Source organism: Vibrio sp. PBL-C16, from assembly GCF_034321865.1.
In the GTDB taxonomy this organism is placed as follows: Bacteria; Pseudomonadota; Gammaproteobacteria; order Enterobacterales; family Vibrionaceae; genus Vibrio; species Vibrio alginolyticus.
In genome coordinates this window covers 1,728,206-1,748,704 of record NZ_JAXLNY010000001.1, presented here as the reverse complement: position 1 = coordinate 1,748,704, position 20,499 = coordinate 1,728,206, and the positions used below count along the sequence as shown (strand labels likewise).

Below are 20,499 nucleotides of genomic sequence, written 5' to 3'. Positions count from 1 at the left end.
AAACATGAAGAAACTTATTCTATTCGCTCCCTTGCTCCTTGTTGGTTGTGGTGGCCTAGCCGTCATGGATCGTACTGATGCCGTAAAAGCACAACCAGAAATGCTGATCAAAACCGACGGTGATTTTTGGGGATTCGGTGCAGATGGCCATTTTGATTTTGCTGGTAAGTACAAAGGCAAGTATTCACGCAGTGCTTCTAACTCAAGTTGGTTTAACCGTATCTCTTTCAAAGAAGGTTCAATGGGCGCAGAAGTGACTCGTATCGACAGCGGGGAAACTTGGCTTTTGAACTGCACTGGAGGCGGTATGTCGGTTAACTACATGGGCGTCGATTTTGGTGGGAATGATCCTTACACCTGTGACATTACTCAAGATGGTAAAAAAGTCGGTGAGTTTGCGATGGAGCCAAAATCCGCTCTCATCGACATCAGCTTTGAGAAGAAAGAGACAGGCGTAGTGCGTATTGGTAGCACCCACTTTAATGTAGAAACTGTACATACTAGTCCTGACGCCATGATGGCGGTAGACATTCCATTGGGTTATAGCTTTAAGGAAGGCACACAAGAAATTGCCGCTGTGCAGACGAACGGTACCATTGCGGTACAGATGCTCCCTGAACTTAGCGAACAAAAAAAGGATGTAGTTGCCATCGGCGCTGTTGCAAGTGCACTAAGTTGGCGCCCTAAAAAATAGCCATTACATAAAACAACAACACACAAAAAAACAAAGCCCTCTACTTTTTTGAGGGCTTTTATTGCTTGTACTCATAGAAATAAGTGGAGCACTACTTCTCTAATCTTCCCATATACTGCTTGGGCGTTAATCCACGATGTTTCTTAAACATACGATTGCAGCTCGCCACATTGGTGTAACCAAGGCGCGTGGCAATGTCATCAATACTCACGCGCTTACTCAACAAACCAGCTGCAATATTACTCAATACATAGCCAGAAACCGTCGAAAAATTGAGCCCTAATTTATGCAAACGACGTTGAAACTGCTGTTCAGATAAATCAAGCAGAGAAGACACGCGCTCTAACGTTGGCAATCCATAATGGCTGCTGTAATTCACCACTTCATAAATCACTTTCAACTCATCTTCTGGGTCGGGCATATTAAGCAAATCATCCAAATCGGAAAAACTCATCGCTAGACGGTTGTCTTCTCGATGGCTCACTTGGCGAGAAGCTAGTCGGTCATCTCCCGGGATCCATATCTCTGTTTTTGGCTGACTCCATTCCACCTCGCAGCCGAAATATTCCCGGTATCGCTCAGTATTTTTTCTCGAGCCTGAAACCTTGACACGTAAAGGCTGGTAATCTTTACCAAGAAATTCGCGTAACACCTTAATCATAAATACCGCACAGCGGATACTATCGTGCACCTTTACTGACGTTTCTATAAACGGGTTGTGGTAAGTCCATTTGATGATTTTACCCGACTGTTCGCCAGCAAAAAACGCCCCTGATTGTAGGTTGCTCACACCATAATTCACTCGCCGAATGGTACTGGCCAAATCATTGCCGGAGAATAACCAGCGTCCCACTGGCCCTAGCTTTTGCAGTTCAATACCTCGGCTGAGACTCAACACCACATCCGGGTCACCACTGGCTTGTTCAACACAACGATACCATTCCGCAACGGCTTTTAGCGGGATCAGTGTCATTGGGTTACGAAACACCGATGCTGGGATCCCTAACTCATCCGAGTCCAAATTGTATTTAGATAACGCGAGGTTATGCATGTTTAGAATGCCCATCGCGCGAATAAACCGAACCGTTTTCATAACCAATTACATCAAATTTAATCCTATAGTGATTGAATCTGTCACAAAGAAAGCCGCAAATCAAATTCAGATCACAATACACCAACAGTTTGATAGAGGAGTGTTTAATGAGTTTACTGAGTGTCCCATTTGTCGGTACAGGCGCAGATACGGCGTTACATGTTGTCGCTGCTGTCGTTTTAATCGCGAGTGTCGCGGGCGCGTGTTACGGCTTTTGGAAAATCCATGAATTACCTATCAATAAAGCACACAGCAAAGACCATCATCAGATAGGGCTCATCACTGCGCTTACCTGGATAGGGTTTGTCTGGCACTGGGTTTGGGTGCTAGCCGTGATCTTTGCATTCGTTGATATGGAAAAAGCCATCATCAATCTGCGTGATACATGGAAAAGTAAACCGCAAACAGAAACACAGCCAAAAGAGGAAGCATAATGTTAGAAGGTTTAGCGGTATGGGCACTCTTCATCTATCTGTTGCGTTTGGTTGGCATGCCTTGGAACAAAGCAACCAAATCGTTCGCTTATCTTGGCGGCTTGGGTTGGCTAATGTTCGTCTGGGTAGGTTTGATTAACTTCACCCCGATGGATTTATCCGGCGGTTCTGTCGTGCAGTCACCACACATCCAATTGCGTCCAGATTCAACCAATGTAAAAGGTAAAGTTGACCACATTTACATTGAGCCGAATCAGAAAGTTAAAGAAGGTCAGCTCATTTATGAACTTGACCCAACGCAATACAAAATCGCATTAAATCAAGCGAACGTATCCGCTGATTCTGCTCGCGTTGCATTAGCTACGGCAAAAGGCGACATCGAGATTGAAGAAGCTAACCACGAGGCGCTAGTGCAAGATCTAGAAACATCTAAGAGCCAGTTGGAAGCGGCGAAAGTTGACTACAAATTGCAGAAAAAAATGCTAGATCGTTATGTTGAGCAAAACCGAGTGGTGCACAACACCATCACGGAAAGCGATATCGACAAACAATCGAGTGCGGTTGATATGGCACGTCACAACGTGTTGACCCTTGAGTCTCAAATCAAGAAGAAACAAGTCGATATTTCCCGTGCAAAACTGGCGATTCATAAAGCGGAACTTGCAGTTGAAACTAAACAAGCCGAACTGCGCCAAGCTGAAGAGCAAATTGCAAAAGCGCAATGGGATTTGAATAGCACAAAAGTTCATGCCCCAACAGATGGCTTTGTCACCAACTTTATCCTGCGTGAAGGTCAGCGTGTATCGATGATGCCGCGTATCAACATGTACACTAACGAGAAGTACGTGCTGATGCGAGTCAACCACCAGGCGATTCGTAACATCAAACCGGGTCAGCCAGCGGAATTCTCTTCGTCCGTTTACCCAGGTAAGATCTTCTCAGCGACCGTCGAAGGCATTGTTGAAGCAACAGGTGAGTCACAAGGTAATCTACTGGGTTTCGATGATTCCGTACGTGTCACCACTGGAAAGAACTTACAGAACAAACACCACTTTGTTCGTCTTAAGATTGATGAGCCAGAAGGCTACGATATCCCAGTTGGCTCTGTTGGCCTGGCATGGGTCAGCGGTGAAAAACCGATAGGCTTCATGGCCTTCTTAGATGTGATTCGCGGGATCATCATCCGAATGAAGTCTCAACTGTACTTCTTCTACTCTATCTAAACTCGCAAACCGCCAGTTACGCTGGCGGTTTTCTTTTCATTTGTATCCAAACATATCCTTTTCCCGTATAACAATTAGTTAGTAAATAGCGGAGAAGATTCATGTCGGCAAAGGAAAGAAGCCTACCTACCCATCGCATCTCAAGATTCAGCAAGTTCGCTTCACTTGCTACCCGTGTCGCAGGCAATGTGATTACAGAAGGCACGAAGCAGATAGCCAAAGGCAACAAACCAAAAGCGAAAGACCTCTTGCTGACGCCACAGAACATCGCGCGTTTAACTGACCAACTTGCTCACCTACGTGGCGCTGCAATGAAGCTTGGTCAAATGCTGTCAATGGATGCTGGTGATGTTTTAGAACCTGAACTTGCCGATATTCTTTCCCGTCTTCGTTCCAACGCAGACCCAATGCCTGCAAAACAACTCAACGCAGTAATGGAAAGTTCGCTAGGAACGAATTGGAAAGCTGAGTTTCTGTCATTTAACTTCAAACCAATCGCCAGTGCATCAATAGGACAAGTGCACCAAGCTTACAGCGATGCGGGCGATAACCTAGCCGTCAAAGTGCAATATCCGGGCATACGGAAAAGTATCGATAGCGACGTCGATAATGTCGGTACACTGCTCAAGGTCGTTGGGTTGATTCCCGAGTCTGTCGACTACAAAGGATTGCTCGAAGAAGCGAAAAAGCAGCTACATGACGAGGCCGATTACGCACGAGAGGCACAATTTGCCATTCGTTATCATGACGCTTTGAAGGAGCACCCTCATTTTGTCGTACCGAAGATTCATACTGAAAGTTGCTCAGACTCCGTTCTCGCGATGGAATTCATTGATGGTAGCCCGATTGAGCAAATCGAACATTATGATCAGAGTACACGGGATTTTGTCATGCACAGCCTACTCGAATTACTGTTTCGAGAGCTGTTCGAATTTAAGATGGTACAAACCGACCCAAACTTCGCCAACTACTTATATATCGAAAACACTCGTCAAATCGGCTTGCTAGATTTCGGGGCGACCCGCGAATACAGCGAACGGTTCAGTACCGGCTATCGCCAAGCTTTTGCGTCTGTCGTGAATAATGACGAACAAGGCTTAAATGATGCGCTTGAACAAATAGGCTTCTTCAGCCAAACCATCCTTCCAGACCAGCGCCAAGCGATTCTCGATCTAGTGAAAATGGCATGTGAACCGATGTTAGTTGATGAGCCTTATGACTTTAAAGCCAGTGGCTTAGCACAAAAGCTTCGCGAAGCTGGCACTATTTTAAGCATGGAACAAGAATACTGGCATACTCCACCAGCAGATGCCCTATTTTTGCACAGAAAAATAGGCGGAATGTACTTGCTGGCAGCCCGTATTGGCGCAAAAGTGAACATTCGCCAATTGGTACAGCCATATCTCACCATCAACAGCAAATAGCCTATTGTTTTTCTGTTACTTTCAAGTACCTTGAGCAAGGTTAAGATGCATAGTTGTGCATCTCAATAACATGCCATACTTCCATAAAACGAATTAACTATCGGGGTACTCGGTGAGCAAGTTTCAAGATCTCTCCACTCTAATCCAGCAAATTGGCCAAGCCGAAGAAGCGGATCAAGTCGCAACGCTCAATGAATCTATTGAAGCGGGCCTCGAGCCCGGCGCGGTTGCCCTGATTCTAGAAGCATTTCCAATCGACGATCGTGTTCGCTTATGGCGAGCTTTACCACTAGAGCTACATATCGACGTGTTAACGGAAATGCGTGCGGACGTACGTTTCTCTATCATCAATGCGTTATCTGAAGTCGAGCTAAAGCTCACTCTCGCTAAACTCGACAACTTGTCGCTCATCGAATGGGCCGATTCGTTGCCAGAGTCGATCATCAACGAAGCGCTCTCGTTGATAGAAAAAGATGAGTTGGAACTTTACGATCAAGCAAACGAGTATGCTGATGAAGAACTCGGCCACTGGGCTGAACGTAAGATCATCACCCTGCCCTTCAACATTACGATTGGGACAGCTAAGCAGTTAATGGAGCGCTATAGCTACGACACGCCTCAACAGGTGTATCTGATTAATCGTAATAAACAGTATCGTGGAACGGTCAACTACTTCGATATCTTACGTGGTGACCCCGATACTCGCTTAAAAACACTCGTTATTGAGGCTGTGACGGTTCTAGACAGTAAAATGATGCTTCCTGAAGCGGTAGAGGCATTAGAACACAGCACACTGCCCGCTCTCCCTGTAACTGATGCAGACCAAACACTGATCGGTGAAGTCGATTGGCAGTTTGCATTGAGTACACAGCGTGAAATCTACGAAGCACGTTTGATGGCCGGTACAGGTATGGATGAAGGCGATGACTTGTTTGCGCCAGTATTAAAAAGCTCGCAAAAGCGCGGTGTTTGGTTAGGCATCAATTTGCTTACTGCGATTTTGGCGTCTGTCACTATCGGACTATTTGAAGATGTAATTGCGCAGGTGGTGGCTTTGGCGGTGCTCATGCCAATTGTTGCATCCATGGGGGGCATTGCTGGCAGCCAAACGCTCACTCTAATGATTCGTGCGATGGCGCTTAATCAGATCACCCCAGGTAACCGTTTCAAGCTATTGAAAAATGAGTTGGGTATTGGCTCTCTGAACGGCATTGCTTGGGCGTTAATCATCGGCGGGCTCGCCGGATTGTGGTTTCAATCTCCGGTTCTAGGTGGGACCATCGCGCTGGCCATTATCGTCAATATTATTACCGCAGCTTTATTTGGTGTGCTGATTCCCATCATTCTGGATAAGTTTAAATTGGACCCCGCTTTGGCTGGCTCGGTGATTCTAACAACAGTGACAGATGTAGTTGGTTTTTTCGCCTTTTTAGGAACGGCGAGTTTAGTCATGCTTTAAAAGGTTCATTGTTTATTAATCAATCATTAGCATAATAGAGTCAAATTGCATAACGCAGTTGCAAATTGCAAACACACTCAAACTTTAAGCAACGCATGTCACAGAAACTACGTATTTTAGGGCATATTAAAGTTGGCACAGTAACTGCATTATATAAATCGACCCTTCTTAAGCCGAGGGTCACCTAGCCAACTGACGTTGTTAGTGAACTTGATTTTGTTCACATGTATATAAGCCAATCGCACTCTTTGCGGTTGGCTATTTTTTTATGTGGCTATTGCCCTCTTATCCTCTGACCGAGCTCGGTTGTACTTTTCTTACCCACAACAGATTGTTTACTGTTTATAAAATTCAAATATTCGCCCACTAAACCATTAGAAATGCCAGCTTCAACAAAAACAAATCACCTACATAAAATAAAACCAAGAAAACACACCCAAGAAAAGAACAAATAACGTCCAAACCAAAAACCTCATCATGAAATCGTTTTCTTTTCATAGAAATCGACTGAACAATCCAGAGTTATAGATAAATTTAATCCATAAAAACAAATAGCAATTCAAAACATTCATTTCACATAGAAAACCTGTCTATAAATCATAGAAAATACGTAAAATCAAAATTTCCACCTTTAGAATTTAAAAATCAAACCATTGTTATTAAAAGAAAAAATACACATCAAAAACAAAGCAAACGTTTAAATTGCAATTTTATCATTGACTATTAAATTTACATCACGATAATACGCGCCGTTTGCCTGAAAATCAGGTGCTATAATTTAATATTTCAATGTGCGGAGGTAATAATGGCTGGAGACAATAACTACAGTCTTGGACCAGTTCCTAACACGGCCAGAAAAGGCGTGGCGTCACTTACAATGGTGATGTTAGGACTCACTTTTTTCTCCGCAAGTATGTGGACTGGGGGTTCTCTCGGTACTGGGCTCTCCTTTAATGATTTTTTCCTCGCTGTTCTCATCGGTAACCTAATCCTCGGTATTTACACTTCTTTCCTCGGTTACATCGGCGCTTCTACTGGTCTCTCTACTCACCTTCTTGCTCGTTTCTCTTTTGGTTCTAAAGGCTCTTGGCTTCCTTCTGCTCTTCTTGGCGGTACTCAAGTTGGGTGGTTTGGAGTTGGTGTCGCGATGTTTGCGATTCCGGTGCACAAAGCAACGGGCATCGATACCAATACTTTGATCCTCGTCTCCGGTTTGCTCATGACCGCGACCGTTTACTTTGGCATCTCCGCACTGATGGTGTTGTCAGCAATTGCCGTTCCTGCCATTGCGCTACTTGGCGGCTACTCTGTCATCGAGGCAGTAAATAGTGTTGGCGGTATAAGCGAACTACAACAGGTTCAACCAACCGAGCCACTCGATTTTTCAATAGCTCTCGCGATGGTTGTCGGCTCTTTTGTCAGTGCTGGTACATTAACGGCGGATTTCGTACGCTTTGGTAAAAAGCCGCGCAGCGCCGTGATGATCACCATGGTGGCATTTTTCATCGGTAACTCGTTAATGTTTATCTTTGGCGCGGCAGGTGCGTCGGTGACGGGTCAATCAGACATCTCTGAAGTGATGATCGCGCAAGGTCTTCTTATTCCAGCTATCATCGTTCTTGGCTTGAACATCTGGACGACCAACGACAACGCGCTCTACGCATCGGGTCTTGGATTTTCCAACATCACAGGCTTACCAAGTAAATACATCTCAATGGCGAACGGTCTTGTTGGCACACTTTGCGCTCTCTGGCTCTACAATAACTTTGTTGGCTGGCTGACCTTCTTATCTTTGGCAATTCCACCGATTGGCGGTGTGATCATCGCTGACTTCTTCACGAACCGTAAACGCTACGCAAACTTTGAAGCCGCCCAATTCCAAAACGTTAACTGGGCTGGCATTATCGCTGTCGTGATTGGCGTTGGTGCGGGACACTTCCTGCCTGGCGTAGTGCCGATTAACGCTGTACTTGGCGGCGCAATTAGCTTCCTGATTCTTAATCCTGTTCTCAACAAAAAAGCACTGGCTACACAGCCAGCGTAAGGAACCATCATGACAACACTACTGATCAAAAACGTAACGCTAAAAGGACAAGAAGGTCTGCAGCAAATTTTGATTGAAGATGGTCAATTCAAGCGCATTGAAAGCAACGATGTGGAGCTTAGTCATAACGGTGACATCATCGATGCTGAAGGCGGTATGGCGGTTGCGCCTTTCTGCGAGCCACACATTCACTTAGATACAACTCAAACCGCAGGTGAGCCAAGCTGGAACATCTCTGGCACATTGTTTGAGGGTATTGAACGTTGGGCTGAGCGCAAAGAAATGCTGTCGATTGAAGACGTGAAAGCGCGCGCAAAACAAACCTTAAAATGGCAGATAGCAAACGGCGTACAACACGTTCGTACCCACGTCGATGTTTCAGACCCTACCCTAATTGCCCTAAAAGCGATGGTAGAAGTGCGTGAAGAGATGAAAGAATGGGTAGATATCCAAATCGTCGCCTTCCCGCAGGAAGGAATTCTCTCTTACCCAAATGGCAAAGAGCTGCTAGAAGAAGCCGTCAAATTAGGTGCGGACGTGATTGGCGCGATTCCACACTTTGAATTCACACGCGAATATGGCATTGAATCGCTGCACTACGTATTCGAGTTAGCGAAAAAATACGACCGCCTGATCGACGTGCATTGTGATGAAATCGATGACGAACAATCTCGGTTCGTTGAAACACTGGCAGCATTAGCGCACAAGTTTGATATGGGGAATAAAGTCACGGCCAGTCACACCACAGCGATGGGTTCCTACAACGGTGCATACGCATCTCGCCTGTTCCGTTTATTACGCATGTCCGGTATCAACTTCGTGGCAAATCCATTGGTGAACATTCACTTACAAGGACGTTTTGATGATTACCCAAAACGTCGCGGCGTAACACGAGTGAAAGAGATGCTGAATGCCAACATCAACGTCTGCTTTGGACACGATGATGTATTTGACCCTTGGTACCCACTAGGCACTGCAAACATGCTGCAAGTACTGCATATGGGTCTGCACGTGTGTCAGGTGATGGGTTACGACCAAATCAACAACTCACTGGATCTGATCAGCAACAATTCAGCACGTACACTGAACATTCAAGACAAGCACGGCATTGAAGAAGGCAAACCAGGTAGTTTACTGATTCTTCCCGCAGAAAATGGTTTTGACGCAGTACGTCGCCAAGTGCCGGTTCGTTACTCTGTTCGTCACGGTAAAGTGATTGCAGAAACACAGCCTGCGACAACTCATATTCATCTTGAACAAGCAGAGCAAGTAACGTTCAAACGCTAAAAAGATCGGCGAAACGAAAAAGGCCTGACGACATCGTCAGGCCTTTTTTCTACTGGTAAACATCACTGCTCGCTCTGTCTATTCTTGTCTCATAAACCACTGAACACATTGAAAGGCCATATAAAACGGCTCAGTACCAAACGTTGCACAAGGTTCTGGTGGCTGAATCTCAATTACACCATCGCACTTGGAAATTATTCTAAGCGTTGGGCATACTTCTGACTTCATTTTAGTTGTAGATATGAACCATGACGTCATTAAGCCAGATAGAACCGCAATTTTTGGAATTTATGCAGCAAGAGATGCAAGTAGATGCAGCTCATGATCTTAAACACGTAAAACGCGTGGTCAAAACAGCGAAACAGCTCTGCAAAGAAGAAAATGCAGACATCGCGATTGTATTACCGGCTGCCTATTTGCATGATTGCTTTACTTACCCGAAAGATCACCCAAATCGCAAAGAGAGCTCAATCATCGCAGCCAAAAAAGCGGTCGCATTTTTAGAGAGTATCGATTATCCGCAGCAATATCATGATGCCATTGCTCATGCGATAGAGGCACACAGCTTTAGCGCAAACATCAGGCCAAATACGTTGGAAGCCAAAATCGTCCAAGATGCCGACCGTCTGGACGCTTTAGGCGCAATTGGCGTGACGCGATGCATTCAAGTCAGCACTCAATTTAACGCGCAACTTTACAACGACAGCGATATATTTGCCGAAGAACGTGAACTTAACGATAAACAATTCACTCTGGATCACTTTCAAACCAAGTTATTCAAAATCGCTGAAACCATGAACACGGAGTCAGCGAGACGCGAAGCGCAAAAACGCAAAACCTTTATGCAAACGTACCTAGAGCAGTTACACGACGAGGTAACAGCGTAAATGTCAGAAAGCTATACGTTAATTAAAGAGCTTAAACGCCAACTAAAGTTAGCTGGGCTGCATTATGCGGATGTTGCACAACACCTTAATTTAAGTGAAGGAAGCGTCAAACGTTTACTCGCTGAAGGTCAGCACATTAGCCTTGAGCGCTTAGAACGAATTTGCCAATTGATTGGTTTAGAAATGGCGGAACTATTTAAGCTCGCGGCTGCGCACAATAAAGGTCTAGAGTCGCTAACGTTAGAGCAAGAAAAGCAGCTGGTTGACGATAAAGCCCTGCTGCTCGTGGCGATCTGTGTTGTAAATGGCTATCAGTTTGAACAAATCGTTCAGCAATATACCTTCAATGAGTTGGAACTGGTGCAAAAGCTTGCTCATTTGGATCGGCTGAACATCATCGACTTGCAGCCAAATAACAAAATTCGTTTGCGTATATCTCCGACATTTAAGTGGCAGATGGGCGGCCCTATTCAACGGTTCTTCCAACAGCAAGTTCAAGACGCCTTTTTCCAAAGCTACTTTTCTGGTGAAGATGAAAAGTTCTCCATGGCAACAGGATTGATGAGTGTACCAACCAACAAGAAGCTACAACAGAAACTGCAAAAGGTCATCGATGAGTTTTATCAGGCTTGCCAAAGTGATAGCTCTCTCGATATGGACGAAAAACACGGCACCTCTCTGATTATTGCGATGCGTCGCTGGACGTTCCCTTTATTTGAACCATGGGAAAGAAAACCTACTCAGAAGTCTCGCAATTAGTAACTCAATAAACAAATGGAAATAGAAGTAACGAATTTCGTTACTTTTGGTGGCATACAACGTCACTTGAAAGAGAAAGCTGGTTTAATCGTTCATTGAGCATAAAGTGCTCCCATCTCATTCGACTTTGTTTAATCGGGGCCCGTATGTTTTTCTCAAAACGCTTTTTTCCTTACTTTGTGACGCAATGCCTTGGCGCACTCAATGACAACATCTACAAAAACGTTCTGTTATTGATGGTGACATACAGCCAAATTGATAACCTACCAATATCCGTCAATCTATTCGTTAATTTGGCGGCAGGCTTATTCATCCTACCTTTCTTTCTATTCTCAGCGCATGCTGGTGCCGTCGCTGACAGCATGGACAAAGCCAAATTAATCCGACGTCTAAAGCTCATCGAGCTGGCTATCATGTCTTGCGCAGCAACCGCTATTGCCACCCAAAGTGCCATGCTGATGCTGGTTCTGCTGTTTATGACAGGCACTCAATCGGCCTATTTTGGTCCCGTGAAATACGCCTTGCTACCACAAGCGCTCAAACCAAATGAGCTTGTTAAAGGAAATGCTTGGGTTGAAATGGGCACGTTCCTTTCGATTCTTATAGGTACGCTTAGTGCAGGCCTGCTGCTATCCATTCCTAATGGTACCTTGATTGCTTCTTGTACCGTGATTGCCTTGTCTTTGCTTGGGTTCATGAGCAGCGTGAATATTCCAGCGATGCCTAGCCAATCGAATGACAAAGCGAAATTTGAACCGATTTCTGGTCTAAAGGACACGTTAAAAGTGGCAAAAAAGCAGAGAGGCATTTGGATGTCTATTCTAGCTATCAGTTGGTTTTGGTTCATGGGTGCGACTTACCTAACTCAATTCCCTAACTTCGCACGCGAACATTTGTTCGCAGATAGCACTGTCGTTTCTTTACTGTTGGCATTGTTTTCCATTGGTATCGCTACAGGCTCTTGGTTGTGTGAAAAACTTTCTTTCAACCACGTTGAGCTTGGTATTTTGCCATTCGGTATCCTTGGTCTGACAGTCTTTGGCGTCGACTTGCTATGGGCAGTCCCAAGTTATCTATCACTTCCGGTGCACTTTTATGATGTGCAAAACTTCGTTGCTGAATCCAAACATCTGCGCGTCATGATTGACCTGTTCCTTGTTGGTGTAAGCGGCGGTGTCTTTATTGTTCCTCTTTATGCGTTCATCCAATCTCGTTCAAACAAAGGGGAGTGTGCACGTGCCATTGCTGCTAACAACATCATGAATGCGTTGTTTATGGTGGTGTCTGCTTTGGTTTCGATCGTTGTACTCAGCGTACTAGAGCTTTCTATTGTGGAACTGTTTGCCATGATGGCAATAGGTAACTTCTTCGTGGCGATCTATGTCTATCGCCAAGTACCGGAATTTACACAACGCTTTATCAGTTATTTACTCAGCCATTGTATGTATCGTGTGTACGTAAAGGGGCGCCAACATATTCCTGAACAAGGTGCTGCGTTAATCGTGGCTAACCATGTTAGCTATGTCGATGCATTGATTTTGATGGGAACCTCTACTCGCCCGGTTCGTTTTGTGATGGACAAGTCCATCAGCGAGCTACCTGTTCTTAAATATGTATTCCGTCATGCCGGTGTTATCCCGATCTGTTCTCCACGTAAGTGTGCCGACACTTACCGACGAGCATTTGAACAGATTGAACAAGCACTTAACGACGGTGAGGTTGTCTGTATCTTCCCTGAGGGTCGTTTAACGTCTAACGGTCAATTGGGTGAGTTTCGCCCAGGTGTAGAAAAAATCCTTGAACGTAACCCTGTTCCTGTCATCCCTATGGCGTTAAAAGGGCTTTGGGGTTCTTTTTTCAGCCACAAAGGCGGACATGCTCTCACAAAACGACCGACTCGTTTTTGGTCAAAAGTGGATGTTGTTATCGGTGAAGTGTTAAGTCCTGCGTCTTTAAATCGTCATCAATTACAACAACAAGTACAGGATTTACTGGGCTGAGTCGCTTGCTATACCGATCAAACTTTGCAGCAAAACGTAAATATGCACCACAAAGGGCAAGTAGTTCTTTGTTAATTAGAGTAGGATATCTACAACGTCATAAATCTAGGAGGTATTATGAAAATCATCATCTTACATGGTCTTTATATGCATGGGCTGGTCATGCAGCCTCTTAGCCAAAAGCTGAGAAAACTCGGATACGAAACGCAAGTACTCAGCTATAACACTGTTGCTATCGATGAGTCTTCACTGTTTGCTTCTATTGATCATTCGCTTAATCCACTGACCACAAACGTGCTCGTGGGACACAGCTTGGGAGGCTTGATGATTAAGCGCTATCTCGCCAACAGAAAACCGAGCACTAACTTAATCTCTCATGTTGTCGCTATCGGTTCGCCTCTGAAAGGCGCGTCCATTGTAGGTCGAATTCAAGATCTCGGATTGGGTGCAATTTTAGGCAATTCGCCACACCACGGATTAAACAAACATGATGACGCTTGGGATTTCCCTCAAAAACTCGGCAGTATCGCAGGAACGATGCCGATTGGCGCTCGCCCATTGTTGATCCGTAATGACAACACCATGTCGGACGGTACCGTTACCGTAGAAGAGACAAGACTGGACGGTATGCAAGATCATATCGAAGTGAAGCAAACGCATACGAGCCTGATTTACAACACCTTCGTGCCGCAGCAGATTGATCACTTTATTCGCACAGATTATTTCCGTCGATAGCACACTTTTCCATCATACAGATGGAATCGACTTTCCAAGCTATTCAGTTCGCAGTACTATCCTAGCTCCACTTCTTCACAACTTGGATGAAGTGGTACATTTTTAATTGTTCTCAGGGCGGGGCGAAATTCCCCACCGGCGGTATACTTTTTCAAGTGAGCCCGCGAGCGCTCGATTCGTCGAGGTCAGCAGATCTGGTGAGATGCCAGAGCCGACGGTTATAGTCCGGATGAAAGAGAATAAGAATACACCAGCATAGCGAGTCAGATCGCTAAGAATGCTGGTGCACTTCTTTTTGATCGTATTTTACGGCGATCTCTCATACCGCCCTGATTCTGGTGAAATTTAGGAGTTAACCATGAATCAGTCATCACTACTTGCCGAATTCGGCGACCCAATTACTCGCGTTGAAAACGCACTTATCGCTTTAAAAGAAGGCCGTGGCGTACTGCTTCTTGATGATGAAGATCGCGAAAACGAAGGCGATATCATTTATTCAGTCGAGCACCTCACTAACGAGCAAATGGCATTGATGATCCGCGAATGTAGCGGCATCGTTTGTTTGTGCTTAACAGATGCTCAAGCAGACAAACTGGAACTGCCTCCAATGGTGGTAAACAACAACAGCGCAAACCAAACCGCATTCACGGTTTCTATTGAAGCGAAAGTTGGTGTAACAACGGGTGTTTCAGCAGCAGACCGCGTAACGACCATTAAAACGGCGGCAAACCCGCACGCAAAACCGGAAGATCTTGCTCGCCCGGGTCACGTATTCCCTCTGCGCGCACGTCCAGGTGGTGTAATGACTCGCCGTGGTCACACAGAAGGTACGATTGATCTGATGCAAATGGCAGGGCTTCAACCCGCTGGCGTACTGTGTGAAGTGACCAATCCAGATGGCACGATGGCAAAGGCACCGGAGATCGTAGCATTCGGTCGCCTGCACAACATGCCGGTACTGACGATTGAAGACATGGTAATGTACCTGAACCAGTTCGAGTTGAAACTGGCATAGTCAGATCTCAGCTCTTGAAAAAAGCCGCGCATTTGTGCGGCTTTTTTGATCGATCCTCTTTGCACTTGAGTAGTTATACTTATTGAAAACAAGGGGAACAACACCATGAAAGGATTACTGAAACTCGCCGCTCTCGTTAGCTTTCTCTCCATGAATTCGCTTGCTCTTGCATCTGAGTGCCCTGATATTCTTCAAGGTAAGCAAAGGTTGTTAAACTCAACGGAAGAAGTCGATCTATGCGAAAGCTTTAAGGGAAAGACACTACTAGTCGTCAATACAGCAAGTCAGTGCGGCTTCACTCCTCAGTTCGAACAGTTAGAAACCCTCTATCAAACTTACAAAGACCAAAACTTCACCGTTATCGGTTTCCCGAGCAATGACTTTCGACAAGATAGAGGAAGCGAAACAAACACAGCGAAAGTCTGTTATCTCGATTACGGGGTAACCTTTCCAATGATGGCTCGCTCTTCAGTATTAGGTGTAGATGCGAACCCAGTCTTCAACCAGATTACTAACCAAGCAGGCATAAAACCAAAATGGAACTTCTACAAGTTTCTAATTAGCTCTGAAGGTAAAGTTATTGCTACTTTTCCAAGCTCCACATCACCGACAAGTACTACGCTTACCAATATGATAGAGCAACAATTATAAGGTGACGACCATGACAACACGCTCAACCATGCTACAACTCGGTTACTTAGGCCTGGTTCCATTTGTGTTTAGTTTAGGGCTGATTTTCACTGACATCTCACTCTTCAATTTAAGTGGTCAGCAATTTTTCATCGCATATAGCGCCGTTATATTAAGTTTTTTATCCGGCATCCTTTGGGGTAATGGCATTGAGCATTACTACCATCGCCTTAGCCGAAATGTATTAATTCTCAGCAACCTTTTTGTCTTACTGGCTTGGGGCGCATTACTGCAGGGCCACAAACATTACGCAGTCGCAACCCTACTATTAGCAATTGGGTACCTTGCTGTTTGGTATGCAGAAAAGCTCGTGAGGAAAGTCGAACAAGACGCCGAACCCAAGGGATATCAAGGAATGAGGAGCAAACTGACCTTCGGCGTAATCGTAATGCACGGATTGGCTTTAGTTTCATAACCTGGTCTGTCCAGTACTAAGATCACAAAAAAACGTCTTTTTATAAAACAATGTTCATTTCGTGAATGCACACATATTTTGAACACTGTTTTGTTTCATTTATGAATCAATCCACATATAAGTAATTCAAAGCATTCACAAAGGATATGAATATGTTTTTTCGCAAACTTTTGTTTAGCACTGCGATGATCAATGCAACGACAGGTTGCGTGTCTTACCAGGCACAACAAGCCGCCGCTCAAACAGTAAATAATACAGGCGCTGTGCTTACCAATGTGATTAAAACCACGATTGCTCAGCCATGTAATGTTGCAATCACTGCTGCTAGCTTGTTTTATCCGCATGCCATATTTATGACTAGTGTTCCGACTCAAGCATGTACAAGCGTTCTTAGATAATACGAAAGTGATAAGCATAAAAAATGGCGACTCTACCGTCGCCATTTTTAAGCATCAATGCTATTTACAGTTACAGCGTCAATAAGTAATTAACTAATTGATTGTACTCGTCGTAAGTACGAATTTCGTTGGCCAAAACAATGTATTTATTGTTCACAACCACACCCGGAACCCCTCTTAACGTGCTGGCAGAGAATTGCTTATCAAAACCTTTCTGCATTGAGTTTACGGCGAAACTGTTGTACGCCGCATCAAACTTCTTACCTTCTACGCCATTATCAACGAACAGTTGTTTCAGCTCAGCTTCGTCTTTTGGCGCTTGTCGCTTTTGATGAATTTGGGCAAACATGGCAGGAATCATTGTATCTTCAACTCCTAGCGACACCATCGTCGCGTAGGACTTGGCCATCGGAATCGCCATATCTCCGCCCATGAACCCCACATGCACCTTTTCAAACTTTGCCTCTTTTGGCAGAGCAGGTTTTAAACGCTCAATAAGCGACTCAAACTTGTAGCAATGTGGGCAATAAAAAGAAAAGAATTCCGTCACAACAGGTTTCGATGCTTTCTTTACATCCAGAACTTTGTAGTGCTTCCCTTCTTCAAATTGCGCTGCATGAGCGGTAAAAGTCAGTAAAAGTGCACTACATAAGGCAAGTAGTTTTTTCATTGTTTATTTCCTTGTGGCATTCAAATGCCAAATCATTTCATTTGGTAAAAAGGGGTAAACCCCAAGTAATTTGAGATGAGGAATTAAACAATCGGAGGACGATAAAGCTTGGTGATCACTGTCACTACTTTTTCGACTAGAGGCCTACCAATCAAGGCAAGGCTATAAGGAAGAAGCAGTAAGTCGTTTTGAGATAAGTTGGCGGGAATTTTGACCATGCAGGAAGAGCTACAACTCGTGTGAGATTGTTGTGCCTTATTGATGGCTGACTCATCGTGATGTGATTCTACGCAGTCGTCATTGACGCCAAGTTGTTTGTGTAGAGCAGCCTGTTGAACAATAAGATCGCGTACTTCAATTGTTTTCATCGGAACGGAAGCCTGCGCCACAGGAGCGACACTACTCAAAAGCATAGCAACTAAGCAAACTATCGCAGTCAACAATGTACGGTTAAACTTCAACATAGCTACATCAAGGAAAATGGTGATTTAAGATAATACATGATAACGGTTTGACTTCAAGATACGGACTCTCGGCTCGCTAACAAACTCTGTTCTTTGACCATTTTAGGCTAGTGAATTTTCTCTCTAACGCTCCCTCAGTACACGAAACCAGCACAACGAACTATTCACCGTTCGGATACTCCCCTCATCAGATACCAGCAACAATTCGATAAAACTTGAAATCATTATGAAACACGAGTAATAGTTAGAACAGTTTTTGTACGAACAAGGAAAGATCAATGCTTAAAAAGAGATTCTTTAAGACAAAAGATGAAGTCGAAGTCACGTTCGAGCTAGATAAAGATCAGTGGGACTCTGTCCAAATTGCTGGAGACTTCAACAACTGGCAGCCAGAACCGATGAAATTAGTGAAGAAAAGTCGTCAGTTTAAATTTAAAACCCGCTTACCTAAAGCGCAGAATGTTCAGTTCCGTTACTTGCTCGATGACGCGAAGTGGGAAAATGACCCACAAGCTGATGCTTACGTTCCAAATGCATTTGGCAGCGACAACAGCGTCGTGTGTACCACCGAATAAGCGGTAATTTCGCTTTAAGATTCCATACCTAGGCGCAAACGTTGCGCCTTTTTGCATCTCTCTAAATGTGATAGGTGATTAGATTTAAATCATTAATTGGCAATTTTATCCAGTTAACTCATCCGATAACCTTATTCTGAGAAAGCTTTATTTGAAATAATTCGTAAATTTGTTTAAGTTCCATTGATATTAAATATTGTATACATCACTTAAATGAACGCACAACAAATCAAACCATCTCTAATCATTGTGGAAGACGATCCCAAATTACAAACTATGTTGGGTGAGTATTTTGTTGAACAAGGTTTTCAGGTCAAATGTATCGACAATGGGACGGACGCACCTAATGCGATTATTGACACACAACCAGACGTGGTGCTGTTAGATTTGATGCTACCCGGGCAAGATGGTCTGAGTGTATGTCGTCAAATCCGAGAATGCTACAAAGGCAAAGTGTTGATGCTGACAGCAAGTGATGATGACTTCGATCATGTCGCCGCATTAGAAATAGGCGCAGATGACTTTGTTACTAAACCCATCAAACCTCGCGTATTACTGGCTCGTATTCGCATGCTATTAAGAAGAAAAGAGGCGGCGCCTACCGAGTCCGAAAACGGCCTACAAATTGGTGTTCTGTGTTTAAACCGATTGCGTAAATCGTGCGTAATGAACCAAGAAGAAATTGCGCTGACAGACGGCGAGTTCGATTTGTTGTGGGTTCTTGCTACGCATGCTGAAAAAACACTATCACGTGAGTGGCTGACCAAAACACTACGTGGTATTGAATACGATGGAACAGACCGCACCATTGATAATCGCATAGTGACACTGAGAAAGAAGCTAGGCGATGCTTCTTGCTCACCACAAAAAATCATTACCGTTCGCGGCAAAGGCTACCTATTTATGCCTGATGCATGGAATGAATAATGAGACGGATTTATCTGGAAAGCTTTGTTGGCCTTATCATTCTGTTTATGGCTAGCTTGTGGGGATACGAGTTCTTAGTTTATGAGATAAACACAGATTATGACTACCTATTACAAGAGCATGAGGGTCAAGCTTTTCACGATCTGATCTACCCTATCTATAAAGAACACGGATTAGAATATACTCAACAACAGTTGGAACAATTTGCCACATCAAGCCATCGTTTGTTGGTGCCTCATACGCTTGAAGAGCTTCCAACAGACATCAAAAAGGCGTTTGAAAGTGATACCTCCGTTAACGTCGCTTACGATGAAGAAAGGGATATCTGGTTCCGCCTAGATGCGAGCACGCCTATCTTTAAAATGAGCGATAATCCGAATAGTCCTGTGGTTAAAGCAGCCAACTTTGATGACAATATCGTTTGGTTGTTCTTTTTAGCTGGATTTGCTCTGTATTGCATATTGTTGATCTGGTTCTTAAGCCGTCGGATTCGAGAGCTAGAGAGAGTGACCGTTGAGTTTGCCTCAGGTAACTTCAAGGCTCGAGCTAGTACCTCAAGCGCTAAGTCTGTTGGGACGTTAAACAAAAGCTTTAACACGATGGCCGATAAAGTATCTCGCTTGATCACTAGCAATAAAATGCTAACTAACGCCGTTGCACATGAATTGCGTACCCCAATCTTCCGCTTACAATGGCAAGCAGATTTGTTATCGGATTCAACCTTAACTGAACAACAGAAAAAGTATGTTTACAGTATCGTCGAAGACATTGACGAGATGGAAGAAATGGTTGAAGAATTGCTTTACTACGCAAAGATGGAGCGTCCTGACACAGCATTACAAACTCAAGAAGAAGTCGTCCTATTCAACTTAGTCAAAGAGTTACGACAGAGATGGCAAAAAGAGACTACGCTCGCTATCTCGCTTCAAGAAGTAAACTCAGAAAACGTTCTCGCGTTTGCTGACCCAAAATTGTTAAAGCGAGCCTTAGATAACTTGCTGCGCAATGCAATGCGGTACGCAGATAAGCAGATTTTAGTAGAGATAAAACACGATCAGCACCGCTGCTTCATCAATGTTCATGATGATGGCATAGGTATTGAAGAAAAGCATTGGCCTCATCTATTCGAACCATTTTACAGCGCGGATGAATCTCGCAACAAAAAGACGAGCGGGTTTGGGCTCGGTTTGGCGATTGTCAGACAGATAATGGAGCTTCAACGTGGAGAAGTTTCGATTTGCCATAGCCCACTTGGAGGAGCTTGCTTCACACTTAGCCTCAAAAAATCAGACAGTTAACTTAACCT

The 20,499-nt window shown here is 44.4% G+C and carries 21 protein-coding genes and 1 riboswitch; of the genes, 18 read left to right on the top strand and 3 right to left on the bottom strand.

Annotation, left to right across the window (positions count from 1 at the left end):
• The first annotated feature begins 4 nt into the window (after positions 1 to 4).
• The gene (locus UQW94_RS07680; RefSeq protein ID WP_262593116.1) at positions 5 to 694 is read left to right on the top strand and encodes a hypothetical protein; all 690 of its coding nucleotides are present in this window, start codon (positions 5 to 7) and stop codon (positions 692 to 694) included.
• A gap of 91 nt (positions 695 to 785) precedes the next feature.
• On the opposite strand, the gene UQW94_RS07675 is transcribed toward UQW94_RS07680, so the two are convergent.
• On the bottom strand, positions 786 to 1,787 hold the full coding sequence (locus UQW94_RS07675) for an AraC family transcriptional regulator (RefSeq protein WP_062731051.1): 1,002 nt from the start codon (positions 1,785 to 1,787) through the stop codon (positions 786 to 788).
• A gap of 107 nt (positions 1,788 to 1,894) precedes the next feature.
• On the opposite strand from UQW94_RS07675, the gene UQW94_RS07670 reads away from it, so the two are divergent.
• From UQW94_RS07670 to UQW94_RS07605, 14 genes are all read left to right on the top strand, one after another.
• Positions 1,895 to 2,221, top strand: coding sequence for an MFS transporter (locus UQW94_RS07670; protein ID WP_017635162.1), 327 nt, complete (start codon positions 1,895 to 1,897; stop codon positions 2,219 to 2,221).
• Positions 2,221 to 3,444: an HlyD family secretion protein gene (locus UQW94_RS07665; protein ID WP_005373637.1), complete on the top strand. Its 1,224-nt coding sequence runs from the start codon at positions 2,221 to 2,223 to the stop codon at positions 3,442 to 3,444. The genes UQW94_RS07670 and UQW94_RS07665 overlap by 1 nt, the downstream gene beginning before the upstream one ends.
• Before the next feature lie 101 nt (positions 3,445 to 3,545).
• Positions 3,546 to 4,868, top strand: a complete 1,323-nt coding sequence (locus UQW94_RS07660; protein WP_005373639.1) for an ABC1 kinase family protein — start codon at positions 3,546 to 3,548, stop codon at positions 4,866 to 4,868.
• A 112-nt stretch (positions 4,869 to 4,980) separates the two neighbouring features.
• On the top strand, positions 4,981 to 6,327 hold the full coding sequence (locus UQW94_RS07655) for a magnesium transporter (protein WP_005373641.1): 1,347 nt from the start codon (positions 4,981 to 4,983) through the stop codon (positions 6,325 to 6,327).
• An 805-nt stretch (positions 6,328 to 7,132) separates the two neighbouring features.
• Positions 7,133 to 8,371: a cytosine permease gene (codB, locus tag UQW94_RS07650; protein WP_064354865.1), complete on the top strand. Its 1,239-nt coding sequence runs from the start codon at positions 7,133 to 7,135 to the stop codon at positions 8,369 to 8,371.
• 9 nt (positions 8,372 to 8,380) lie between these two features.
• Entirely contained in the window at positions 8,381 to 9,658 is a 1,278-nt protein-coding gene (locus UQW94_RS07645) for a cytosine deaminase (RefSeq protein ID WP_085569158.1), read from the top strand.
• A gap of 248 nt (positions 9,659 to 9,906) precedes the next feature.
• Positions 9,907 to 10,545 (top strand): HD domain-containing protein, encoded by a 639-nt coding sequence (locus tag UQW94_RS07640; RefSeq protein WP_017819864.1) that lies wholly within the window; start codon positions 9,907 to 9,909, stop codon positions 10,543 to 10,545.
• Positions 10,546 to 11,304 carry a helix-turn-helix transcriptional regulator gene (locus UQW94_RS07635; RefSeq protein WP_322142160.1) on the top strand — a complete coding sequence of 253 codons (759 nt, stop codon included), beginning with the start codon at positions 10,546 to 10,548 and terminating at the stop codon, positions 11,302 to 11,304. It abuts the gene before it with no gap.
• A 146-nt stretch (positions 11,305 to 11,450) separates the two neighbouring features.
• Entirely contained in the window at positions 11,451 to 13,304 is a 1,854-nt protein-coding gene (locus UQW94_RS07630; protein WP_322142159.1) for an MFS transporter, read from the top strand.
• Between the two features lie 117 nt (positions 13,305 to 13,421).
• Positions 13,422 to 14,039 carry a triacylglycerol lipase gene (locus UQW94_RS07625; RefSeq protein WP_322142158.1) on the top strand — a complete coding sequence of 206 codons (618 nt, stop codon included), beginning with the start codon at positions 13,422 to 13,424 and terminating at the stop codon, positions 14,037 to 14,039.
• Between the two features lie 104 nt (positions 14,040 to 14,143).
• Positions 14,144 to 14,284, top strand: a riboswitch (FMN riboswitch).
• A 113-nt stretch (positions 14,285 to 14,397) separates the two neighbouring features.
• A complete protein-coding gene (gene ribB / locus UQW94_RS07620; RefSeq protein WP_005373655.1) occupies positions 14,398 to 15,054 on the top strand; it encodes a 3,4-dihydroxy-2-butanone-4-phosphate synthase in 657 nt (218 codons plus the stop codon).
• Between the two features lie 105 nt (positions 15,055 to 15,159).
• Positions 15,160 to 15,705, top strand: a complete 546-nt coding sequence (locus tag UQW94_RS07615; protein ID WP_033906358.1) for a glutathione peroxidase — start codon at positions 15,160 to 15,162, stop codon at positions 15,703 to 15,705.
• 10 nt (positions 15,706 to 15,715) lie between these two features.
• Positions 15,716 to 16,159 (top strand): DUF3429 domain-containing protein, encoded by a 444-nt coding sequence (locus UQW94_RS07610; RefSeq protein WP_017819861.1) that lies wholly within the window; start codon positions 15,716 to 15,718, stop codon positions 16,157 to 16,159.
• A gap of 152 nt (positions 16,160 to 16,311) precedes the next feature.
• Positions 16,312 to 16,557, top strand: a complete 246-nt coding sequence (locus UQW94_RS07605) for a hypothetical protein (RefSeq protein ID WP_005373664.1) — start codon at positions 16,312 to 16,314, stop codon at positions 16,555 to 16,557.
• Between the two features lie 70 nt (positions 16,558 to 16,627).
• On the opposite strand, the gene UQW94_RS07600 is transcribed toward UQW94_RS07605, so the two are convergent.
• Together UQW94_RS07600 and UQW94_RS07595 are read right to left on the bottom strand one after the other, a co-directional pair.
• Positions 16,628 to 17,227, bottom strand: a complete 600-nt coding sequence (locus tag UQW94_RS07600) for a thiol:disulfide interchange protein DsbA/DsbL (RefSeq protein WP_005373667.1) — start codon at positions 17,225 to 17,227, stop codon at positions 16,628 to 16,630.
• Between the two features lie 83 nt (positions 17,228 to 17,310).
• On the bottom strand, positions 17,311 to 17,691 hold the full coding sequence (locus UQW94_RS07595; RefSeq protein WP_238952748.1) for a hypothetical protein: 381 nt from the start codon (positions 17,689 to 17,691) through the stop codon (positions 17,311 to 17,313).
• 278 nt (positions 17,692 to 17,969) lie between these two features.
• Here UQW94_RS07595 and UQW94_RS07590 point away from each other — a divergent pair, with 278 nt between their 5' ends.
• The 3 genes from UQW94_RS07590 to UQW94_RS07580 all read left to right on the top strand — a co-directional run bounded on the left by UQW94_RS07590 (position 17,970) and on the right by UQW94_RS07580 (position 20,491).
• Complete coding sequence (locus UQW94_RS07590) at positions 17,970 to 18,266, top strand: isoamylase early set domain-containing protein (protein ID WP_005373671.1); 297 nt, start codon at positions 17,970 to 17,972, stop codon at positions 18,264 to 18,266.
• A gap of 213 nt (positions 18,267 to 18,479) precedes the next feature.
• Positions 18,480 to 19,193: a response regulator gene (locus UQW94_RS07585; RefSeq protein WP_005373673.1), complete on the top strand. Its 714-nt coding sequence runs from the start codon at positions 18,480 to 18,482 to the stop codon at positions 19,191 to 19,193.
• The gene (locus tag UQW94_RS07580; RefSeq protein ID WP_005373675.1) at positions 19,193 to 20,491 is read left to right on the top strand and encodes an ATP-binding protein; all 1,299 of its coding nucleotides are present in this window, start codon (positions 19,193 to 19,195) and stop codon (positions 20,489 to 20,491) included. Before UQW94_RS07585 ends, UQW94_RS07580 begins: the two co-directional genes overlap by 1 nt.
• The last annotated feature ends 8 nt before the right edge of the window (positions 20,492 to 20,499 follow it).

Coding starts and splice junctions, on each gene's coding strand:
- UQW94_RS07610 (WP_017819861.1), top strand. CDS start 15,716: ATGACAACACGCTCAACCATGCTACAACTCGGTTACTTAGGCCTGGTT.
- UQW94_RS07580 (WP_005373675.1), top strand. CDS start 19,193: ATGAGACGGATTTATCTGGAAAGCTTTGTTGGCCTTATCATTCTGTTT.
- UQW94_RS07630 (WP_322142159.1), top strand. CDS start 11,451: ATGTTTTTCTCAAAACGCTTTTTTCCTTACTTTGTGACGCAATGCCTT.
- UQW94_RS07660 (WP_005373639.1), top strand. CDS start 3,546: ATGTCGGCAAAGGAAAGAAGCCTACCTACCCATCGCATCTCAAGATTC.
- UQW94_RS07640 (WP_017819864.1), top strand. CDS start 9,907: ATGACGTCATTAAGCCAGATAGAACCGCAATTTTTGGAATTTATGCAG.
- UQW94_RS07605 (WP_005373664.1), top strand. CDS start 16,312: ATGTTTTTTCGCAAACTTTTGTTTAGCACTGCGATGATCAATGCAACG.
- UQW94_RS07590 (WP_005373671.1), top strand. CDS start 17,970: ATGCTTAAAAAGAGATTCTTTAAGACAAAAGATGAAGTCGAAGTCACG.
- UQW94_RS07665 (WP_005373637.1), top strand. CDS start 2,221: ATGTTAGAAGGTTTAGCGGTATGGGCACTCTTCATCTATCTGTTGCGT.
- codB (WP_064354865.1), top strand. CDS start 7,133: ATGGCTGGAGACAATAACTACAGTCTTGGACCAGTTCCTAACACGGCC.
- UQW94_RS07635 (WP_322142160.1), top strand. CDS start 10,546: ATGTCAGAAAGCTATACGTTAATTAAAGAGCTTAAACGCCAACTAAAG.
- UQW94_RS07680 (WP_262593116.1), top strand. CDS start 5: ATGAAGAAACTTATTCTATTCGCTCCCTTGCTCCTTGTTGGTTGTGGT.
- UQW94_RS07625 (WP_322142158.1), top strand. CDS start 13,422: ATGAAAATCATCATCTTACATGGTCTTTATATGCATGGGCTGGTCATG.
- ribB (WP_005373655.1), top strand. CDS start 14,398: ATGAATCAGTCATCACTACTTGCCGAATTCGGCGACCCAATTACTCGC.
- UQW94_RS07645 (WP_085569158.1), top strand. CDS start 8,381: ATGACAACACTACTGATCAAAAACGTAACGCTAAAAGGACAAGAAGGT.
- UQW94_RS07585 (WP_005373673.1), top strand. CDS start 18,480: ATGAACGCACAACAAATCAAACCATCTCTAATCATTGTGGAAGACGAT.
- UQW94_RS07675 (WP_062731051.1), bottom strand. CDS start 1,787: ATGAAAACGGTTCGGTTTATTCGCGCGATGGGCATTCTAAACATGCAT.
- UQW94_RS07615 (WP_033906358.1), top strand. CDS start 15,160: ATGAAAGGATTACTGAAACTCGCCGCTCTCGTTAGCTTTCTCTCCATG.
- UQW94_RS07600 (WP_005373667.1), bottom strand. CDS start 17,227: ATGAAAAAACTACTTGCCTTATGTAGTGCACTTTTACTGACTTTTACC.
- UQW94_RS07670 (WP_017635162.1), top strand. CDS start 1,895: ATGAGTTTACTGAGTGTCCCATTTGTCGGTACAGGCGCAGATACGGCG.
- UQW94_RS07595 (WP_238952748.1), bottom strand. CDS start 17,691: ATGTTGAAGTTTAACCGTACATTGTTGACTGCGATAGTTTGCTTAGTT.